At 60.4% G+C, this 14,864-nt stretch carries 17 protein-coding genes and 1 tRNA gene; 8 read left to right on the top strand and 10 right to left on the bottom strand.

The genetic code is table 11. The features are described from left to right. Nucleotides 1-68: 68 nt before the first annotated feature. Nucleotides 69-704, bottom strand: a complete 636-nt coding sequence (locus ACWHTU_RS01630) for a hypothetical protein (protein ID WP_447861180.1) — start codon at nucleotides 702-704, stop codon at nucleotides 69-71. Nucleotides 705-798: 94 nt separating this feature from the next. Then, entirely contained in the window at nucleotides 799-1,326 is a 528-nt protein-coding gene (locus tag ACWHTU_RS01625; RefSeq protein ID WP_447861179.1) for a helix-turn-helix domain-containing protein, read from the bottom strand. A 156-nt stretch (nucleotides 1,327-1,482) separates the two neighbouring features. On the opposite strand from ACWHTU_RS01625, the gene ACWHTU_RS01620 reads away from it, so the two are divergent. From ACWHTU_RS01620 to ACWHTU_RS01610, 3 genes are all read left to right on the top strand, one after another. Further along, a tRNA-Met gene (locus tag ACWHTU_RS01620) sits at nucleotides 1,483-1,559 on the top strand. 534 nt (nucleotides 1,560-2,093) lie between these two features. Further along, nucleotides 2,094-2,471: a hypothetical protein gene (locus tag ACWHTU_RS01615; protein ID WP_447861178.1), complete on the top strand. Its 378-nt coding sequence runs from the start codon at nucleotides 2,094-2,096 to the stop codon at nucleotides 2,469-2,471. Nucleotides 2,472-2,939: 468 nt separating this feature from the next. Then, nucleotides 2,940-3,869: a diguanylate cyclase domain-containing protein gene (locus tag ACWHTU_RS01610; protein ID WP_447861177.1), complete on the top strand. Its 930-nt coding sequence runs from the start codon at nucleotides 2,940-2,942 to the stop codon at nucleotides 3,867-3,869. Nucleotides 3,870-3,913: 44 nt separating this feature from the next. Here ACWHTU_RS01610 and ACWHTU_RS01605 read toward each other — a convergent pair whose 3' ends face one another. Then, the gene (locus ACWHTU_RS01605) at nucleotides 3,914-4,498 is read right to left on the bottom strand and encodes a right-handed parallel beta-helix repeat-containing protein (RefSeq protein WP_447861176.1); all 585 of its coding nucleotides are present in this window, start codon (nucleotides 4,496-4,498) and stop codon (nucleotides 3,914-3,916) included. 622 nt (nucleotides 4,499-5,120) lie between these two features. Here ACWHTU_RS01605 and ybgF point away from each other — a divergent pair. Next, entirely contained in the window at nucleotides 5,121-5,621 is a 501-nt protein-coding gene (gene ybgF / locus ACWHTU_RS01600) for a tol-pal system protein YbgF (protein ID WP_447861175.1), read from the top strand. 28 nt (nucleotides 5,622-5,649) lie between these two features. Here the strand turns inward: ybgF and ACWHTU_RS01595 are convergent, their stop codons facing one another. Then, entirely contained in the window at nucleotides 5,650-6,198 is a 549-nt protein-coding gene (locus ACWHTU_RS01595) for a DUF2726 domain-containing protein (RefSeq protein ID WP_447861174.1), read from the bottom strand. Beyond that, nucleotides 6,165-7,364: an anhydro-N-acetylmuramic acid kinase gene (locus tag ACWHTU_RS01590; protein WP_447861173.1), complete on the bottom strand. Its 1,200-nt coding sequence runs from the start codon at nucleotides 7,362-7,364 to the stop codon at nucleotides 6,165-6,167. The genes ACWHTU_RS01595 and ACWHTU_RS01590 overlap by 34 nt, the downstream gene beginning before the upstream one ends. A gap of 185 nt (nucleotides 7,365-7,549) precedes the next feature. Here ACWHTU_RS01590 and ACWHTU_RS01585 point away from each other — a divergent pair, with 185 nt between their 5' ends. The 4 genes from ACWHTU_RS01585 to ACWHTU_RS01570 all read left to right on the top strand — a co-directional run bounded on the left by ACWHTU_RS01585 (nucleotide 7,550) and on the right by ACWHTU_RS01570 (nucleotide 11,056). Next, on the top strand, nucleotides 7,550-8,530 hold the full coding sequence (locus ACWHTU_RS01585) for a metal ABC transporter substrate-binding protein (protein ID WP_447861172.1): 981 nt from the start codon (nucleotides 7,550-7,552) through the stop codon (nucleotides 8,528-8,530). An 88-nt stretch (nucleotides 8,531-8,618) separates the two neighbouring features. After that, a complete protein-coding gene (locus tag ACWHTU_RS01580; protein WP_447861171.1) occupies nucleotides 8,619-9,404 on the top strand; it encodes a metal ABC transporter ATP-binding protein in 786 nt (261 codons plus the stop codon). A gap of 66 nt (nucleotides 9,405-9,470) precedes the next feature. Then, nucleotides 9,471-10,307 (top strand): metal ABC transporter permease, encoded by an 837-nt coding sequence (locus ACWHTU_RS01575; protein WP_447861170.1) that lies wholly within the window; start codon nucleotides 9,471-9,473, stop codon nucleotides 10,305-10,307. 104 nt (nucleotides 10,308-10,411) lie between these two features. Next, nucleotides 10,412-11,056, top strand: a complete 645-nt coding sequence (locus tag ACWHTU_RS01570) for an outer membrane beta-barrel protein (protein ID WP_447861169.1) — start codon at nucleotides 10,412-10,414, stop codon at nucleotides 11,054-11,056. Nucleotides 11,057-11,115: 59 nt separating this feature from the next. Here the strand turns inward: ACWHTU_RS01570 and ACWHTU_RS01565 are convergent, their stop codons facing one another. The 5 genes from ACWHTU_RS01565 to ACWHTU_RS01545 form a co-directional block, all read right to left on the bottom strand. After that, nucleotides 11,116-11,541, bottom strand: a complete 426-nt coding sequence (locus ACWHTU_RS01565) for a GNAT family N-acetyltransferase (protein ID WP_447861168.1) — start codon at nucleotides 11,539-11,541, stop codon at nucleotides 11,116-11,118. A 338-nt stretch (nucleotides 11,542-11,879) separates the two neighbouring features. Continuing rightward, nucleotides 11,880-12,302 (bottom strand): hypothetical protein, encoded by a 423-nt coding sequence (locus ACWHTU_RS01560; protein WP_447861167.1) that lies wholly within the window; start codon nucleotides 12,300-12,302, stop codon nucleotides 11,880-11,882. Between the two features lie 51 nt (nucleotides 12,303-12,353). Next, nucleotides 12,354-13,355: an RluA family pseudouridine synthase gene (locus tag ACWHTU_RS01555; RefSeq protein ID WP_447861166.1), complete on the bottom strand. Its 1,002-nt coding sequence runs from the start codon at nucleotides 13,353-13,355 to the stop codon at nucleotides 12,354-12,356. Nucleotides 13,356-13,616: 261 nt separating this feature from the next. Beyond that, nucleotides 13,617-14,228, bottom strand: a complete 612-nt coding sequence (locus ACWHTU_RS01550; protein ID WP_447861165.1) for a J domain-containing protein — start codon at nucleotides 14,226-14,228, stop codon at nucleotides 13,617-13,619. A gap of 56 nt (nucleotides 14,229-14,284) precedes the next feature. After that, a complete protein-coding gene (locus ACWHTU_RS01545; protein ID WP_447861164.1) occupies nucleotides 14,285-14,746 on the bottom strand; it encodes an Hsp20/alpha crystallin family protein in 462 nt (153 codons plus the stop codon). Between the last annotated feature and the right edge of the window lie 118 nt (nucleotides 14,747-14,864).

Genomic DNA, 14,864 nt, shown 5'->3' with positions numbered 1-14,864 from the left:
AAGTCTTCCCGGGATCTGCCCGGTGCCGGGGAGGGGGAACTGGCGGGGGAGTCCCCCCGAGCTCCGGGTCACCCCCTCCTGTGGATATCGCGTCCTCGAGCCACTGTGTGCGTCGCCTCTACGTCGTGCCACGTGGGCATGTCTTCAGGCGGCCTGGCTCCCGGCGGGGACGACGCCGGTGAGCAGGCGCCCGACGGCATCGTAGCGCCCCAAGATGTGCGGGCCATAGCCGAGGCTGAGTGTGCCATCCAGATGCTCGTAGACCGTGACCGGCATTTGGCGAAGCTGTAGCGCCAGGTGGTCTTTGGGATTTGCAGGTGTCGCTTGTCGAACTGCACACAGTTATCGTTCCCCACCACGCGCTCATGCTGCAGCGCGCAGATGCGGTCGAGGTGGCCTCCGGTATAGGGGACAAAGGCCGTGCCCTCGCCGGCGATGGGCACCGTCCAGGTCCGGTTGTGGAACGGCAGCCAGGTGTCGCGCAGGAACCGATTGGCGGCCTCCACCGTGGTGATCCCGGCCAGGCGCAGCTCCTGCGGCAGCCGACCTTGCCAGGGTTCCCACAGCCGTTCCATGCGGCCCCGGGCCTGCGGCGAATGCGCGGGGATCAGCTCGATACCGAGCTGCGCGAGGGCCCGTCCGATCTGGGTGGGCGCCGTGACCTGCTGGGGCCGATGGGGGCTCTGGCCCGTCCGCGTCGTCACGAAGTGGCTGGCCTGGTCCACGTAGAGGGCGCAGAAGATGCCCAGCTGTTCGAGGACCGCCTTTGAGGGCGGTCAGCATGGTGGCTGTGCTTTCCTAGGAGACGAAGTGCGCATAGTAGACCGAGCTCGTCGCATCATCCAGCACCGCAATCAGATCCTGCGTCCCGTCCCGCCCCGGAATCCAGGCATGGGTACTGGCATCCGTGCGCAGCAGCATCCCGGGCAGGTGCCGCCGCGGCCGGGCCTTGGGCACGAGCCCCGCGGTCTGCAAGGCCGTTTTCACCCATGTATAGGAGAGGTCATGCCCGTGCTCGGTCTGCAACTTCTCATGGAAATGGCGGACGTGGCAGTCAAAATACCGTTCCCGATACAGCGTCAGCACCTGCCGCACGGTCTCCACCGGCACCCGCTGGGGCGAGGGCCGCTGGCGGCGCCGATCAAACAACCCGTCATACCCATTGCGTTCATAGCGCTGCTTCCAGCACCGCATCTGCCGGTCCGAGATCCCCAGAATCTCCGCCGCCTCGTACCACTTGAGTCGTCCGTCCATCGCCCACAAGATCACTTCCTGCACCTTCATCGCCCGCTCTCCCGCAGCAGCCGGGTACATCCCGTCGGTCATCCGTCTGGCTCCTCCTCCGTTGAGAAAAAGCCGCAGGATACCCGGTCTACTGCTCAAGCGGACATATCACTTGCTACGAGAGGCGGACATTTCAGATGCTACCGACATGCACGGGCCTTGCCTTGACTTCACAAGGACCGCTTGTTAGTATCCGCGCGCGGGGTGGAGCAGTCTGGTAGCTCGTTGGGCTCATAACCCAAAGGTCGAAGGTTCAAATCCTTCCCCCGCAACCAAACCTCATTCCAAATTTCTTCGCCCTGCCGGCGCTGCCGACAGGGCTTTTTGTTGTTGTTCCACACAGGCACACAACTGCGAAAGCATGCAACATCCGCTGAACGGCCCTTCCCTGGTGATGATCCGAGTTCGCAGGCAGGATCTCCCGTCCAAATGGATGCCGGACACGCGAGTCAGTTCCGAGTCTGTTTAAAAAATGGGAGAGTCCACAGGATACAGGGATCGCCGCGGCGTCTCGGGAAAGAAAATTAGAAACCATACAAAGACCTGTTGACTTCACTGTTCTAGGCACGATATCTAGTGGGTAGTCGGCAATCCCACGCGTCTGATGCAGTCCATGTCGAGAACTGCTCTTCAGTCTCCATTCCCAATTTTCAAGAAAGGAGGTGGCAGTGCGGGTGGTCAAGAAGGGGGTGCGTTCACATCCGGCGCCATGGGAGGCCGACTATGTGGATTTCAGACGGCCGGTGTTCAGGGCGAAGGCGTAACGAATTCTATCGCGGCTCACTAACTTTGGGGGAGAGGTGACAACCATGGAAGACCTGGTCATTGAGGAAGAAGGCACGTCATCCGCACTCAAAATTACGCTTGGAGACTTTCTGATTTTCATCAACTGGATGAACCAGACGGAAAAGGCGTTGGAGCGCGGAGAGACACTCCCGCCGATGCCGGAACTGGATTCTGGAAAAGTAAAAGGCTGGATTCAACTGGTGCAACGTCTCGAGGACCGGTTCCGGCGGAGCGAAGAGAAAAAACTGGCGCTGGAGGCCAACGTCATCGCGCAAGAAGCGCAACTCGGGCAGTTGCTCGCGCACTTGCATGCCAACATCGCCTCGCTGTACGAAAACCTTGGACAAGCGGAAAAGGCCCAAGAAGTCCGGAGGAGAGCGGAGGCGCTGCACTGCAGTTAAGCCCGGGGCCAACGCACTTCGTGCGTCTCCCGGCAGCCGGGATCTGCCTGGCGCGCCTTTATCGCCCGGTCAGGTTTCTGCCGGGAGTGCGCACGCGTTGTTTTAGTGAGATTGAGCGCTCCGGGGGAATCGCCAGAGTGGGGCGCTTCGTTCCATCATCTGATCTCGAAGGTGTAGAGAGAGGGCCTGGGGCGCTCTCGTACTTTCCTTGCTTTCTTCTCTCTCCGGCTGCTGCGTCACTCCTCAGCAAGTGCGCTTTCCAGTCAGCCGCCCCGATCACCTCTTCGCGCAGTCGGGCGGCGGAATCAATTTGCCAATTTGTTTGGTAGCAGAGAGGCTCGCAGTATACTGATTGCCGTATCGATAACGAATGATGTATAACCGCTAGCCACCGCAGTGAAGGCTCCGGCGACCGTCGCGGAAGACGGGGTATCTCACGGCAGGTCAGTGCTTCCGAGAGGGTGAGGTATGGTCAGGGTGCTCCTGATCGAAGACAACCCGGTCGACACCCAACTCACTCAGGATATTCTTGCAGAATGGGCCACCAAACAATTTGAACTGACGTGCGTCGAGACCCTCGGCGAGGGACTGGCGCGTTTGGCGCGCGACCGATTCGACGCGGTCCTGCTCGATCTCTCCCTTCCGGATGCGCAGGGGCTCAACACCGTGACTCAGGTGCTGGCGACCAGCCCCGGCATTCCGATCGTTGTGCTCACCGGCTATGACGATCAGGAACTCGCGCTTCAAGCCGTCCAGCAAGGTGCTCAGGATTACCTTGTCAAGGGTCAGGCGCAGGCCGATTTGCTGTCGCGGGCGATCCGTTATGCCATCGAGCGGAAACGAACAGAGGACCGGCTGACCTATCTCGCGCAATATGATCAGTTGACCGGCTTGGTCAATCGCACGCTCTTCCGAGACCGGCTTCTCCTGGCTCTGGCCCGGAGCAAGCGTAAACAGCAACCGTTGGGGTTGATGTTGTTGGACCTGGATCGATTCAAGGCCGTGAACGACACGTGTGGCCATGACGTGGGCGACCAATTGCTGAAAGCCGTCGCCGATCGGTTCAGGAGTTGCGTGCGCCAGGTGGACACGGTTGCCCGGATGGGCGGAGACGAATTCGCCATGATTCTGGAAGGGGTCTCCGGCCGGCAGGATATTGTGACGGTCGCCCAGCGCATTGTGGAGGCTATCCGCAAGCCGTTTTTCATCGACGGATGGCCTCAGTCCGTCGGCGTCAGTATTGGAATCACTGTCTATCCTCAGGATGACCAGAGCGTTGACGAACTGCTCAAGCACGCGGACGCCGCCATGTACCGCGCGAAGCAACGGGGCGGTAATGCCTTCCAGTTTCACCCGATCGACGAGAACCGTCCCTTTACCCTCTCCTCTTCTTCCTAAAAACCGGCGACTGAAAGCCTGATGACGCGGGCGTTGAAACCGGTCTACCGACCGATCTCGGCCAGGGGCATATCGGTCACGAAGAACGCACCGCGCGGGTTGGGCTCCAGCACATTGGAAGCGAGCAGGTGATCACCAGCCGGGGTCGGCCGGCACCCCGGCGTCATTACCAATCCCCAATGCTGATTGTCCCAACAGGTATTGTCCAGAACGAGGGCTGCAGCATAATGGAACAACAGCACGCCGCTCAGCATGTTATCCCGGCAGAGGTTGCGGACAAAGTCGGGACGGGTGCCTGGATCCCGCACCGCTAGACCGAAATGATGATTATCGAAACACCGATTATCTGCCACGCGAGGGCAGGCTCCGGCGAACACGAACACTCCGGATTCGCGGTTCCGGCAGACTTCATTGTCGAGAAAGGCCGGCTGGCAGCTGGGGCCGTAGATGACCACGCCCGAAAGGATACCCTCCGTCGCCCGGTAATGGGTGATCGTGCAGGACGAGTCGAGAATGTTCATCGCCGCATGCTGATCACTGCCAACATAACGGAACGTGATTCCGCTGATCCGGCCCCATGGGACGCACTGGAGATACAGCGGTCCCCCGCGCCGGCTGAAGATGAACACCAGGTCGCGCCCTGCGCCGATCAGCCATACGGGGCGGTCGGCAATGAAGAGCTTGTCCTCTTAGATGCCTGGACGGACGAAGACTTGATCCTGGGTGCGGCCGCCTTGAGAGCCTCAACTAGGTCTCTTATAAGCATGGGGATCCCGTGCATCGATGATGAGCGTTCTGCCGCCGGCAGAATTCGGAGGAGGTTCGTGCAGCACAAGCCCTTCCGTGTCCGATGAAGGCTGCCCGTGCTCCTGGCAGTTCGGCTGCGTCGGTTCCAAGGCTTCATCCTGCCCAAAGATCCCAAAATCTTCTTTTCCGCCGGCTCGACTACCGACGGGATGATCAGACATTATTTCGGCCACTTCTGATGAAGCTAAGCGCGGGCGTATACCGGCGTGAGTCGCCGACGGATTCAGGAGACACAGCCGTACAATTCTGTCGAGCGGCGTCAGAAAAGGCCGGATCCTTTTTTCCTGTGGCCTTCCATACCAATGGCTGCCGCCGCCTTTTTACCCTGTTTTGGGCCCGCTTGACATCGGCGACGCTAGATTTCGGTCAACCCCGATGGGCACGCGGCTTGCCTCCGTGAAACGGTGCCCGAGGGACCGGCCAACTGTCGGTGGGGTAGCAGTCATGATGACGAAAACATCGGTCCGCTGGATGATGCTGATGGCAATATTGGCGGCGGGGACGCCGATCGATCACCCACTGCAGGCCGCCCTGGCACAAACGCAGGATGCGTCTCGTCGCTTCTATGATCGCGTAATGGAAGAATTCCGCCGCAAAGACTATGAAGCAGCGCTAGCGGGATTCCAGTTGTTTCTGGAACTGCATGGGCAATCGGCTTTGGCAGCCAATGCCTATTTTTGGATCGGGGAGTGTCAATTTCGGTTGGGTCGATACAAGGAGGCCCTCGCGTCTTTTTACCACGTGATGTCGTGCTACCCGCTGAGTTCGAAGCTGGCGTCGGCTGCCTGGCGAATCGGCCAGGCCTATGCCAAGCTTGGTGACCACGAGAAGGCGAGGATGATGTACGAGCGCGTGGTGAACGATTACCCCGATAGCGTTGAAGCGGAACCAGCGCGCAAAGCCCTCGAGACACTTGCGGCCAAGGACGGTGTCTTGCAGGAATGATTCCTCAGGCCGTGGCTCGCCGCCCGCCTCAGCTTTCTGGCGGGTCCAGCCCCAGCAGATTCGACAAGGCGGGCACGGTATAGGCTCCCTGCGTTTTGAGCCGGATGAACGCGATGCCGGCGGCTTGCAGTACCTGCTCAACCAATCGATCCCGGTCCCGCCGCTGCGGCGACGACAACGGCTCATCAAGCTTGACGACTTTTACTGCCATCCTCGTCCCCGGGTGAACCAACACAAAATCCAGCCGCTTAAGCGCGAGCTTGCCCAATATCGCGGAGCGGGTTTTTCGATCCTCGCTCGCGATCTCGACCAAAGACCACAGCGGCACTTGAGCGAAGACCAGAAACCGATCCTGGACCGCCAAGCGGATCAGGTTGTACAGGAATGCTTCCGCCTCGGTGAGGAGCGGCTGCGCTGTGAACGACACGCCCGGCGGAATGGTGAAGGCGGCGACCTGGACACGGCCGGTCCGACGGACAACCCAGACCAAAGCGAGCGCGATCACAGCGCCCACACCGATGAGAATAGCCTCCACGCGCGGGATCATCGTCGCGGAAATTTGCCCCAGCGTCGACACACGTCGATCATCCAGTGTGGGTTGGCTGGAACGATCGTGCCGAGCAGCACCGGATGGGTCGCGCCGGTGACGGCCGGAAGGTTGGCGCACTCGCCAGCCATCGTCTGATAGGCCAAAAGGGCGAAGGCGACCGCCTCAAACGCCCTGCTATCCCAACCCAGATCGTGAAACGTCTTCACCGGAATCGGATCGAACACCGACGTCAAATACCTCATCAGCGTTCGATTGCGCACGCCTCCGCCGCCAACGACGACCTCATCCACCGCCCCGCGCAGCCACCGCCGCGCGTCGCCGACAGCTTGCGCGGTCCACATCGCGCAGGTGGCGAGCAAGTCGGCAGGCGAGAGTTGCCGCACCCGCTGCACGGTCAGGAGCCTGGCCACGACCGGCTCGCCGAACTCTTCGCGACCGGTCGACTTGGGCGGCCGTCGTTGGAGAAAAGGATGGGCCAGCAGTTCGTTCAGCAGCCGTCGGTCTACGCGGCCTCTGGCCGCAAGCCTCCCGCCATAGTCCATCATCGATCGTCCCCTGGTCAGCCGCTGAACGAGGCCGTCCAACACCATATTGCCCGGGCCGGTGTCGAACGCACGGACCGCGTTCAGAGGCCCTCCCCGCGGGAGGTACGTGATGTTGCTGATCCCGCCGAGATTGACGATCAGTCGGGACCGGCGCGCATGTCGAAGCAGCACATAGTGGGCGTAGGGCGTCAGGGGGGCACCTTCGCCGCCGGCGGCCAGATCACGCGACCGAAAATCAGCGACGGTCGTCACGCCGGTCCGTTCCGCGATGACGGCCGGAGCTGCGATTTGCAACGTGGACCGCACCTCGCCGATCCCGCGTTCCCAGACTCCTTTGGGCAGATGGTGAACGGTCTGGCCGTGGGATCCGATCAAGTGAACGTCGCCCGGTCGGAGGCCGGCTTGCCGGACGACACCGAGCGCCGCCTCAGCGAACAGCTCGCCCAGCAGAGCATTCAGATGGCAGATCTCCGCGACAGTGCCGGACGTCGACGCCTCCACGATCCGACGCTGCAGCAATGGCGGATAGGGATGCGGTCGAAAGGCGAGCGGCTTCACGCGCAGGGCGTGACCTCGGCCATGAATGCTGACCAGCGCGGCGTCCACTCCGTCGCCGGATGTGCCGGACATCAAGCCGATAACGTTCATCCTCGAGCCTCGGCCACACGCCTCATCAATCGCGCACCATCCGGAATAGAGCGTGGGAGGAGTGATCGTCCAGGATCTTGCCTTCGGGTAATGATTAGCGAATGACGATTGGCCGTTCGAGCGAACACGGGCGGTACGCTAATCGAAGTTGCCCCGCCGGTCAAGCGAGAGATCGCTCGTCTTCCATGATCGCGTTGACTTTCGCGGTCCCCGGTGCTACGGTCCCGCCCATGTTTTTCCGGCCTGTTCCGCTTGCGGCGTGGACGATCGCGGCGTTCGGCGCCTATTTCTCCGGCGTGTTAACGCTCCCGGTCGCATTTGCCGCGGCGCCAGTCGATGTCGTCGTCACGATTCCGGTCCTCAAGGACCTGACCGAACACGTCGGCGGTCCCCATGTGCGCGTGGTGTCGTTGTTGTCGGGCTACGAAAACGAACACACCTACTCCCCCAAGCCCAGCGATCTCATAGCGGTTCGCAAAGCCCAGATCCTGTTCGAGGTGGGATTGGGGTTGGAAGTCTGGGTCTCGTCGCTGGTGAAGAACGCGGGCAATCCGAACCTGTTGGTCGTGACCACGTCGCGGGGGATCGGGTTGATCCGCGATCATCAGCCGCACGATGAAGCGGCGAAGACTGGACAGAACGCCTCTCCGGTTGGGAATCCCCACGTATGGCTGGACCCGGAAAACGCCTCGATCATGCTGCGGCATGTGACCGAAGCCTTGAGCACGGTCGATCCGGAACATGCAGCCGAGTATCGGCAGAATCAGGCCACCTACTTGCGCAGGCTTGATGCGCTGCGGGCCGAACTATTGGAACGCCTTCGGCGCGTTCCTGACCGCCGGGTCGTGGTCCACCATCCGGCGTGGCCGTATTTTGCCAGACGGTTCGGTATTCAGGTCGTCGGCACGATCCTCAATCAGCCTGGAACCGAGCCCTCGGCCCACCATCTCCAGAGCCTCATTGACCAAATTAAGAAGGAGCGCATCAAGGTCATCGTCTCGGAGGCGCAGTTGAATCCTAAGATTCCCGAGGTCCTGGCCAGGGAAACCGGGGCGCGTGTCGTCGTCTTGACAACTCTCCCCGGCGCCATCGCGGGCACGGAGACCTACCTCGACATGCTTCGTTATAATGTGCTCCAATTGGCCAGTGCGCTGGAGAGGCCATAGCGTAAGCGCACGGAGTGTCCCCGAGCGACCGAGACCACAAGGGATCCGGGACATCGGATATGGTCTGACGCACAGGTCGTGTGACGTCGTGGGTACCGACCGCCTTATCATCCGCTTCGATCACGCCACATTCGGGTTCCCCGGGGTGATCGCCCTCCAGGACATTTCTCTGGACATCGCGGAGGGCGAATTCGTCGGGGTGATCGGCCCGAATGGATCGGGAAAAACCACGCTCTGCCGGGCCGTCTTGGGGCTCCTGCGTCCCCTGGAAGGCCGTCTGCAAATTTTCGATTGCGCCTGCGAGGAACTGCGTTGTCACCATCGGGCCCGCATCGGCTATCTCCCACAGAAGGGAATGATCGACCGGAACTTTCCGGTCACGGTGCTGGAAGCGGTGATGATGGGCCGGTATGGCGCGTTGGGGCTCTTCAAGCGACCCTCCCGACGAGACCGGGAAATCGCTCTGGAAGCCCTTGCGCACGTGGGGATGGAACAGCATCGCGACACGGCTCTGGGACACTTGTCTGGCGGGCAGCAACAACGGGTCTTCATCGCGCGGGCCCTGGCTCAACAGCCGAGGGTCCTCTTACTCGATGAGCCGACTACCGGGCTGGACATTACAACCCAACACAACGTCGTGGAATTGGTGCAGCAGCTCCATCGGGAGCTCAGATTGACGGTTCTGCTCATCACGCATGACATTAACATGATCCGCTCGCGGGTGGACCGGCTCGTGCTGCTCAAAACCCGTCTGTTCGCCGCTGGCCCGCCGCAGGATGTGCTGAAGCCGGACATCCTTCGCCAGGTGTACGGCAAAGACCTGGTCATCACCGACCGCGATATGGTGATTGTCGAAGACTACCATCATCATTAGCGATCAGCGGTCAGTCTTCAAAGAAAGCCGATAGTCGACGGCTGAGAACTGACCGCTCACCGTCATATGCTCGAGATGCTCACCTATGACTTCATGCAACGTTCGCTGCTGGCGGCGGCGTTGGTGGGGGTGCTGTGCTCCGCCATCGGCGTGTTTGTCGTCTTGCGCGGGTTGGCCTTCGCCGGGGCGGGGACGGCGCACGCCGCCTTCGCCGGCGTGGCACTGGCCTATCTGAAGGGTTGGCCGCCGCTGGTGCTGGCAATCATGTTCGGCCTGGCGACAGTCTGGATCACCGGCCTTATCGAAGAAAAGGGCCGGATGAAGCTGGATGTCTCGATCGGAATCTTGTACACAACCACGATGGCCCTGGCCATTTTGTTCATAGGCCTGATGAAGGCCTATAACCCAGAGGTTTATGGCTATCTCTTCGGCAGCGTGCTCTCCGTGACACCGGACGAGTTGCAGGTGATCTCGGGGCTAAGCCTGTTGGTACTGGGAACGATTTTCCTGTTTTCGAAGGAACTGTACTTTATCGCGTTCGACCAGGACATGGCGGAAGCCTCGGGGGTGCCAGCCAGGCGGATATTCTTTCTGTTGTTGACGCTGGTCGCGCTGACGGTGGTCGTGTCGCTCAAGACGGTCGGCGCCGTCCTGGTGTTCGCGATGATCCTCATTCCAGCATCGACCGCCTATCAGCTCACGCACAGCCTGACACATCTGACGCTCTACGCGGTCGTGATCGGCGTTCTGTCCGCAGTGGGTGGCGTTGTGCTGTCGTTCCTGTGGGATGTGCCGTCCGGACCGGCGATCGTGCTGTTGGCGACGGCGGTGTTTTTTCTGGCTGTCCTCTTTTCTCCCAAGCGGCTCCGCCGGGTCCACGCGGCATCGTCGTCGCGGCGGTGACTGTGCCGTCGCAGGAAGAGGAGGTTGCCTTGATCCTCGACGCCCCCTCCGCTACAGTGCACGCTACACTGTCTTCCCGATTTCACTGAACCAGGAGAACGTATATGGGTGCAACACGGGCGGTTCAACGGTGGTGCGGGCTGTTCTGCCTCTGCGTCCTCGTCGGCGTCACCTCGCCTTTCGCGACCGAAGCGCAGGGGTCGTGGAAATGGACGGACGGTGGGACGGAGCCGGGAACGTTCATGTTCGGATTCCGTGCGGGGTTTTCCGTGCTGACTCAAGAACTGAGGGCCAACACGGACACCGATGTGGGCTCGGTCGTCAACCTGCAAGGGATGTACAGCCTGAACAAGTGGTTATTGGCCGGCCTGACCCTTGAGTGGGAACGACGCGCGGTGGATTTTGAAAGACCGTCGGGTGCCTTCGGCCATCTGGACACCGTCTCGGTCATACCGACGGTCGAACTCCGGCCGACACGATATGGGCCGATCGCTCCGTATGTCTCGATGGGATTCGGCGTCAATGTCAATTCGTTTGGCGAAGACGTCGTCACCCGCGTGTCACCGAGCAATACGTTTGCATGGCGACTGGCTTGGGGCGGGGATTACTTTGTGACGTCAAAAATCGCACTCAACACCGAAATGGCTTACAAACGGAACGACGGCCACGTGACCATCGATGGAAGACGGTCTGGCGATTGGAACGCTTCGTCCTTCAATTTCCTATTCGGAATCCGCGCCCTCTTCTGAAGTATCGTGATCCTCAGCTCCGCATGCTCTACGGCGAGCCGCAGCCCTGCATGCGGCTGTTATTCCAATCTCGCGTGGCAGGTTCTGGCCCAAACCATGCCGGTCTGCTCTTTGGAGCTGAAACCCAGTTTTTCATAGAAGCTCTGTTTGTCCCGGGTGCACAGCCAGAACAGCTCGACGCGTTTAAGGTCCGGATGGTGCAAAATCCGTTGCATAATCTTGGTTCCGATGTCCTGCCCCTGATACTCTTTGTCCACGATGATGTCCCAGATCGAGGCGCGATACACGTAATCGGTCAGCACGCGTCCGAACCCGACCAACCGCGGACCGTCCCAGGCCGACACGACGAGATCGGTGTGCGCCAGCATGATGCGGACGTCGTCGGCCGTCCGCCCGTTGGCCCAGGGAGCTTGCCGATAGAGGTTGACGAGCTGGTCGGGGTCGATATCTTTCCGGTCGGAAAACGTGATCAGAGGCTTGAGCATCGTCAACGGCTTGTATTAGATTGTTGCCCGTTTCACGAGGTCGATTTCAGCAGATGTCCAAAGGGTCATGACGTATGGGTACGCAGGTTCGTTCGTGTCCCAAGTGCTTTCGGCTCATGTGGATTAAAGAAGAGCAGTTTGAATACCTCGACGAAAGAACCTTTCGGGTGAAATGCCCCCACTGCCAGCAGATGGTCCGCTTCACGTTCGTCACGCACGGAGCGACAGCCTCCGGACCCAAAATGGGTCATTGACCGCCGTCACGATTCAGAATTCCAAAAGAATTCTGAATTAACGGTGCTCCGGAGTTCGTCATTCCACATTTCGTCATGGCCCGTTCATAAGCCGCGTCCCGCTCCCTCCAGCTCAGGTTTGCCGCCCGGTAGAATCTTGTGCAATGCCGCCCGATATTCGCCCATCCGCTTCTCATCGCCAGGACTGGCCAGAATTTCCTTATCCCGCTGCATTTGCTCCAGATGATCCAGCACAGCCAGCAGGGGCTGGATCGAACTGAGCAATTTGCCCCCCTCAAAGGCTTCCAGTGATTCGATAAACAGATCGTTCAGCCGTTTGTAGATCGAGGTACCGCTTTGAGCGCGAAACCGATACACCGTTTTCTCGAAGGCCTCGATCGCTTCCTCCTTCGGTTTGATACCGCCGGGGACGACTGACATTGGCACGACCACGGGTAACTTGGCCGCATAGGCTTTGAGCTGGGAGACAAGGCTGCCGACCGTATCGAGGACATCGCTGGTTTCCACCGCGGCACTCCTTGGGAGGCAGCAGTCTGATACGCTCGCTGCCGCAATCTGTCAAGTTTCCGTTGTCGGTCGCACATGCTGCGGCGATCGGGCGACCTGCCACAGCGCCTGCTGGACAGCCTCCATGTCGGGCGGCCATAGAACCGAGAATTCCTGATAAACGCCGGTCCCGGGATGGCTGAACCCCAACGTGCGCGCGTGCAACATCACACGCGGAATGGCCAAGTCGTCCGACAACATCCGGACCTTCCGCCCGCCGTAGGTCTGATCTCCCAGCACCGGATGGCCGATCGAGGCCAGATGGACCCGGATCTGGTGCGTACGGCCGGTACGGGGGACAAGGCTGAGGTGCGCGGCAATATGGCCGAATCGGTCAACCACGCGATACTCCGTGGCCGACGGCTTGGGCCGCGTGGTGCGGGATGAGAATTTCTTCCGCTCTTTCTCATCCCGCCCGATCGCCAGCTCGATGAGCCCGTGGGACTTCTTCGGAACGCCCCACACCAACGCCTCATAGACCCGTACGATCGTGTGATGTTTGAACTGCCCCGCCAGGCTGCGATGTGCCTGGTCGGTCTTGGCGATGACCATGACGCCGGAGGTCTCCTTGTCCAAGCGGTGCACAAGCCCTGGCCGCTCTTTCCCGCCGATCGTGGAGATCGAGCCGCCTTGGGTTTCGAAATGATGCAGCAACGCGTTGACGAGCGTACCGCTCCAGTGACCGGGTGCAGGATGAACGACTAACCCTGCCGGTTTATTGAGCACCAGAAGGTCGTCATCCTCATGAAGGATCGCAAGGGGAATGGGCTCTGGGTGCAAGGCCAGCGGTTCCGGACGAGGAATCTCCAGCGCGATCGTGTCGCCGGGCTTGATTTTGTGGCTGGGCTTGACCACCCGGCCATTGATGCGGATGCGACCGTCTTCGATCAATCGCTGAAGAGCGGACCGAGAGAGAGCCGGGTCGCGGTTAGCGAGAAAGCGATCCAGGCGTTTCGGGGCTTCTCCGGCCGTGACGACGAGTTCGGTGGTTGTCAACGGGATCGCGGACGTCATGTTCTCGACCTGCGGCCGATCGGATCAGTATCCCACTTTGCCAGATAGACGGTTCGGATACAAGTTCCCAGAGCCGCTATGCCGGGCACCTTTTGCACTACCACTCCTTCTCTCGAACAACACAAAGACAAGCCGACGGCACAATCCATTGCAAAGCGTTCAATCCGGGATTCGGTGGAATGACGCAAGAAGCAGGATACGAGAAGAGGAAAGAACAGAAGCCCTCAGAGGGGACGCAGATTCTCACTGGCACCGGAAGGCTTACCACGCTCGACCAAACCCTCGGAACCACCTTTTGATCAGGTCGTCAAACTCGGCCTGCAACCACTCCGTTCTCGCGCATGAGGGACACGGAACATCGGACCGCAGTCTCGCCGCTCCACAAAAGAAACACTCCGCCCATACGGCCGGCCGAGACTGGACCAGGCACGCTCCCGGCCCGAGCCTTCGCAAAAAGTCCTCGAGCATCAATGTCTCGAAGAGGCTCCAGGGCGAATGCAACTTCACTTCAGGATGACCGGAAGAGAAGCGTTCAGGGTATGGCGGTCGTGTGAGCGGTTCAGGCTCAGACCATGACACACGAGACCGTTGGCGAGGCATTCGGCCTATCACAGGGTTCAGTGTTTCAGGCCAGGTTGAGACCTGTTCCCGGCGGCGCCGAAGGTCGGCATCATATTTCCGGCGTTTGTCGGGATTGGAGAGGACTTCGTAAGCTTCCTGAATCTGCTGAAACTTCCTGGTTCCCTGATCGCCGACGTGGTCCGGATGGTGGCGCTTGGCCAAGCGACGGAACGCCTCCTGCACCTCGTGCGGCTCAGCCGTACGAGACACCCCGAGGATCGCGTAGTAATCCTTCTCTTCCGAGGGATCCATCCGGATTGGCCTCGCTCGGACTCCGACGATGATCAACGACCGGGCGTCGATCTTGGCTATTCGACCTTGACTTCGATCGACCTGGGCTTGGCTTTCTCCGTCTTCGGCAGATGCACGGTCAATATACCGTTCCTGTAGTTCGCTTTCACCCTGGTTTCATCCACGGAGTCCGGCACCGAGAAGCTCCGGAGAAAACTGCCTGACGCCCGCTCAAGGCGGTGAATGCGCGTTCCTTTCCCTTCCTTCATCGGTTCCCGTCGCCCGGAAATCGCCAAGACCCCGCCTTCTACAGACAGCTTCACGTCCTCCTTTTCTAGCCCGGGAAGCTCGGCAAGGATCTGAAATTCCGTGTCGGTCTCCACCACGTCTACCGCCGGAGCCCAGTCGGCCCGCGCCATCGTTTCCTGGCTACCAACCCGGGTGCCAGCACTTCCGCCCACCAGACGGTTGAGGCGGTCGGCCATATCTTCCAACTCGCGGAAAGTGTCCCGGACAAGCAAACTGCGCATCAGGTCCATAGGGCAGCCTCCTCTCGTTAAGGGTAGTTGAAGCCCTCCCAGCACTTGCCGCTATCTGGAGTGAAACGGGGAAATTGATTGCTAGCTAATAACTGAGAGGGTCTTCGTCAAGGGGAGG

This window comes from Nitrospira calida (assembly GCF_976986435.1).
The sequence above is the reverse complement of the archived record's forward strand: the minus strand, read 5'-3'. Positions and strand labels throughout refer to the sequence as shown.

What these genes read in the sequence shown, in the direction of transcription:
- ACWHTU_RS01570 (WP_447861169.1), top strand. Translation starts at nt 10,412, where the DNA reads ATGGGTGCAACACGGGCGGTTCAACGGTGGTGCGGGCTGTTCTGCCTC.
- ACWHTU_RS01615 (WP_447861178.1), top strand. Translation starts at nt 2,094, where the DNA reads ATGGAAGACCTGGTCATTGAGGAAGAAGGCACGTCATCCGCACTCAAA.
- ACWHTU_RS01555 (WP_447861166.1), bottom strand. Translation starts at nt 13,355, where the DNA reads ATGACGTCCGCGATCCCGTTGACAACCACCGAACTCGTCGTCACGGCC.
- ACWHTU_RS01610 (WP_447861177.1), top strand. Translation starts at nt 2,940, where the DNA reads ATGGTCAGGGTGCTCCTGATCGAAGACAACCCGGTCGACACCCAACTC.
- ACWHTU_RS01550 (WP_447861165.1), bottom strand. Translation starts at nt 14,228, where the DNA reads ATGGATCCCTCGGAAGAGAAGGATTACTACGCGATCCTCGGGGTGTCT.
- ACWHTU_RS01585 (WP_447861172.1), top strand. Translation starts at nt 7,550, where the DNA reads ATGATCGCGTTGACTTTCGCGGTCCCCGGTGCTACGGTCCCGCCCATG.
- ACWHTU_RS01625 (WP_447861179.1), bottom strand. Translation starts at nt 1,326, where the DNA reads ATGACCGACGGGATGTACCCGGCTGCTGCGGGAGAGCGGGCGATGAAG.
- ACWHTU_RS01575 (WP_447861170.1), top strand. Translation starts at nt 9,471, where the DNA reads ATGCTCGAGATGCTCACCTATGACTTCATGCAACGTTCGCTGCTGGCG.
- ybgF (WP_447861175.1), top strand. Translation starts at nt 5,121, where the DNA reads ATGATGACGAAAACATCGGTCCGCTGGATGATGCTGATGGCAATATTG.
- ACWHTU_RS01590 (WP_447861173.1), bottom strand. Translation starts at nt 7,364, where the DNA reads ATGAACGTTATCGGCTTGATGTCCGGCACATCCGGCGACGGAGTGGAC.
- ACWHTU_RS01565 (WP_447861168.1), bottom strand. Translation starts at nt 11,541, where the DNA reads ATGCTCAAGCCTCTGATCACGTTTTCCGACCGGAAAGATATCGACCCC.
- ACWHTU_RS01545 (WP_447861164.1), bottom strand. Translation starts at nt 14,746, where the DNA reads ATGGACCTGATGCGCAGTTTGCTTGTCCGGGACACTTTCCGCGAGTTG.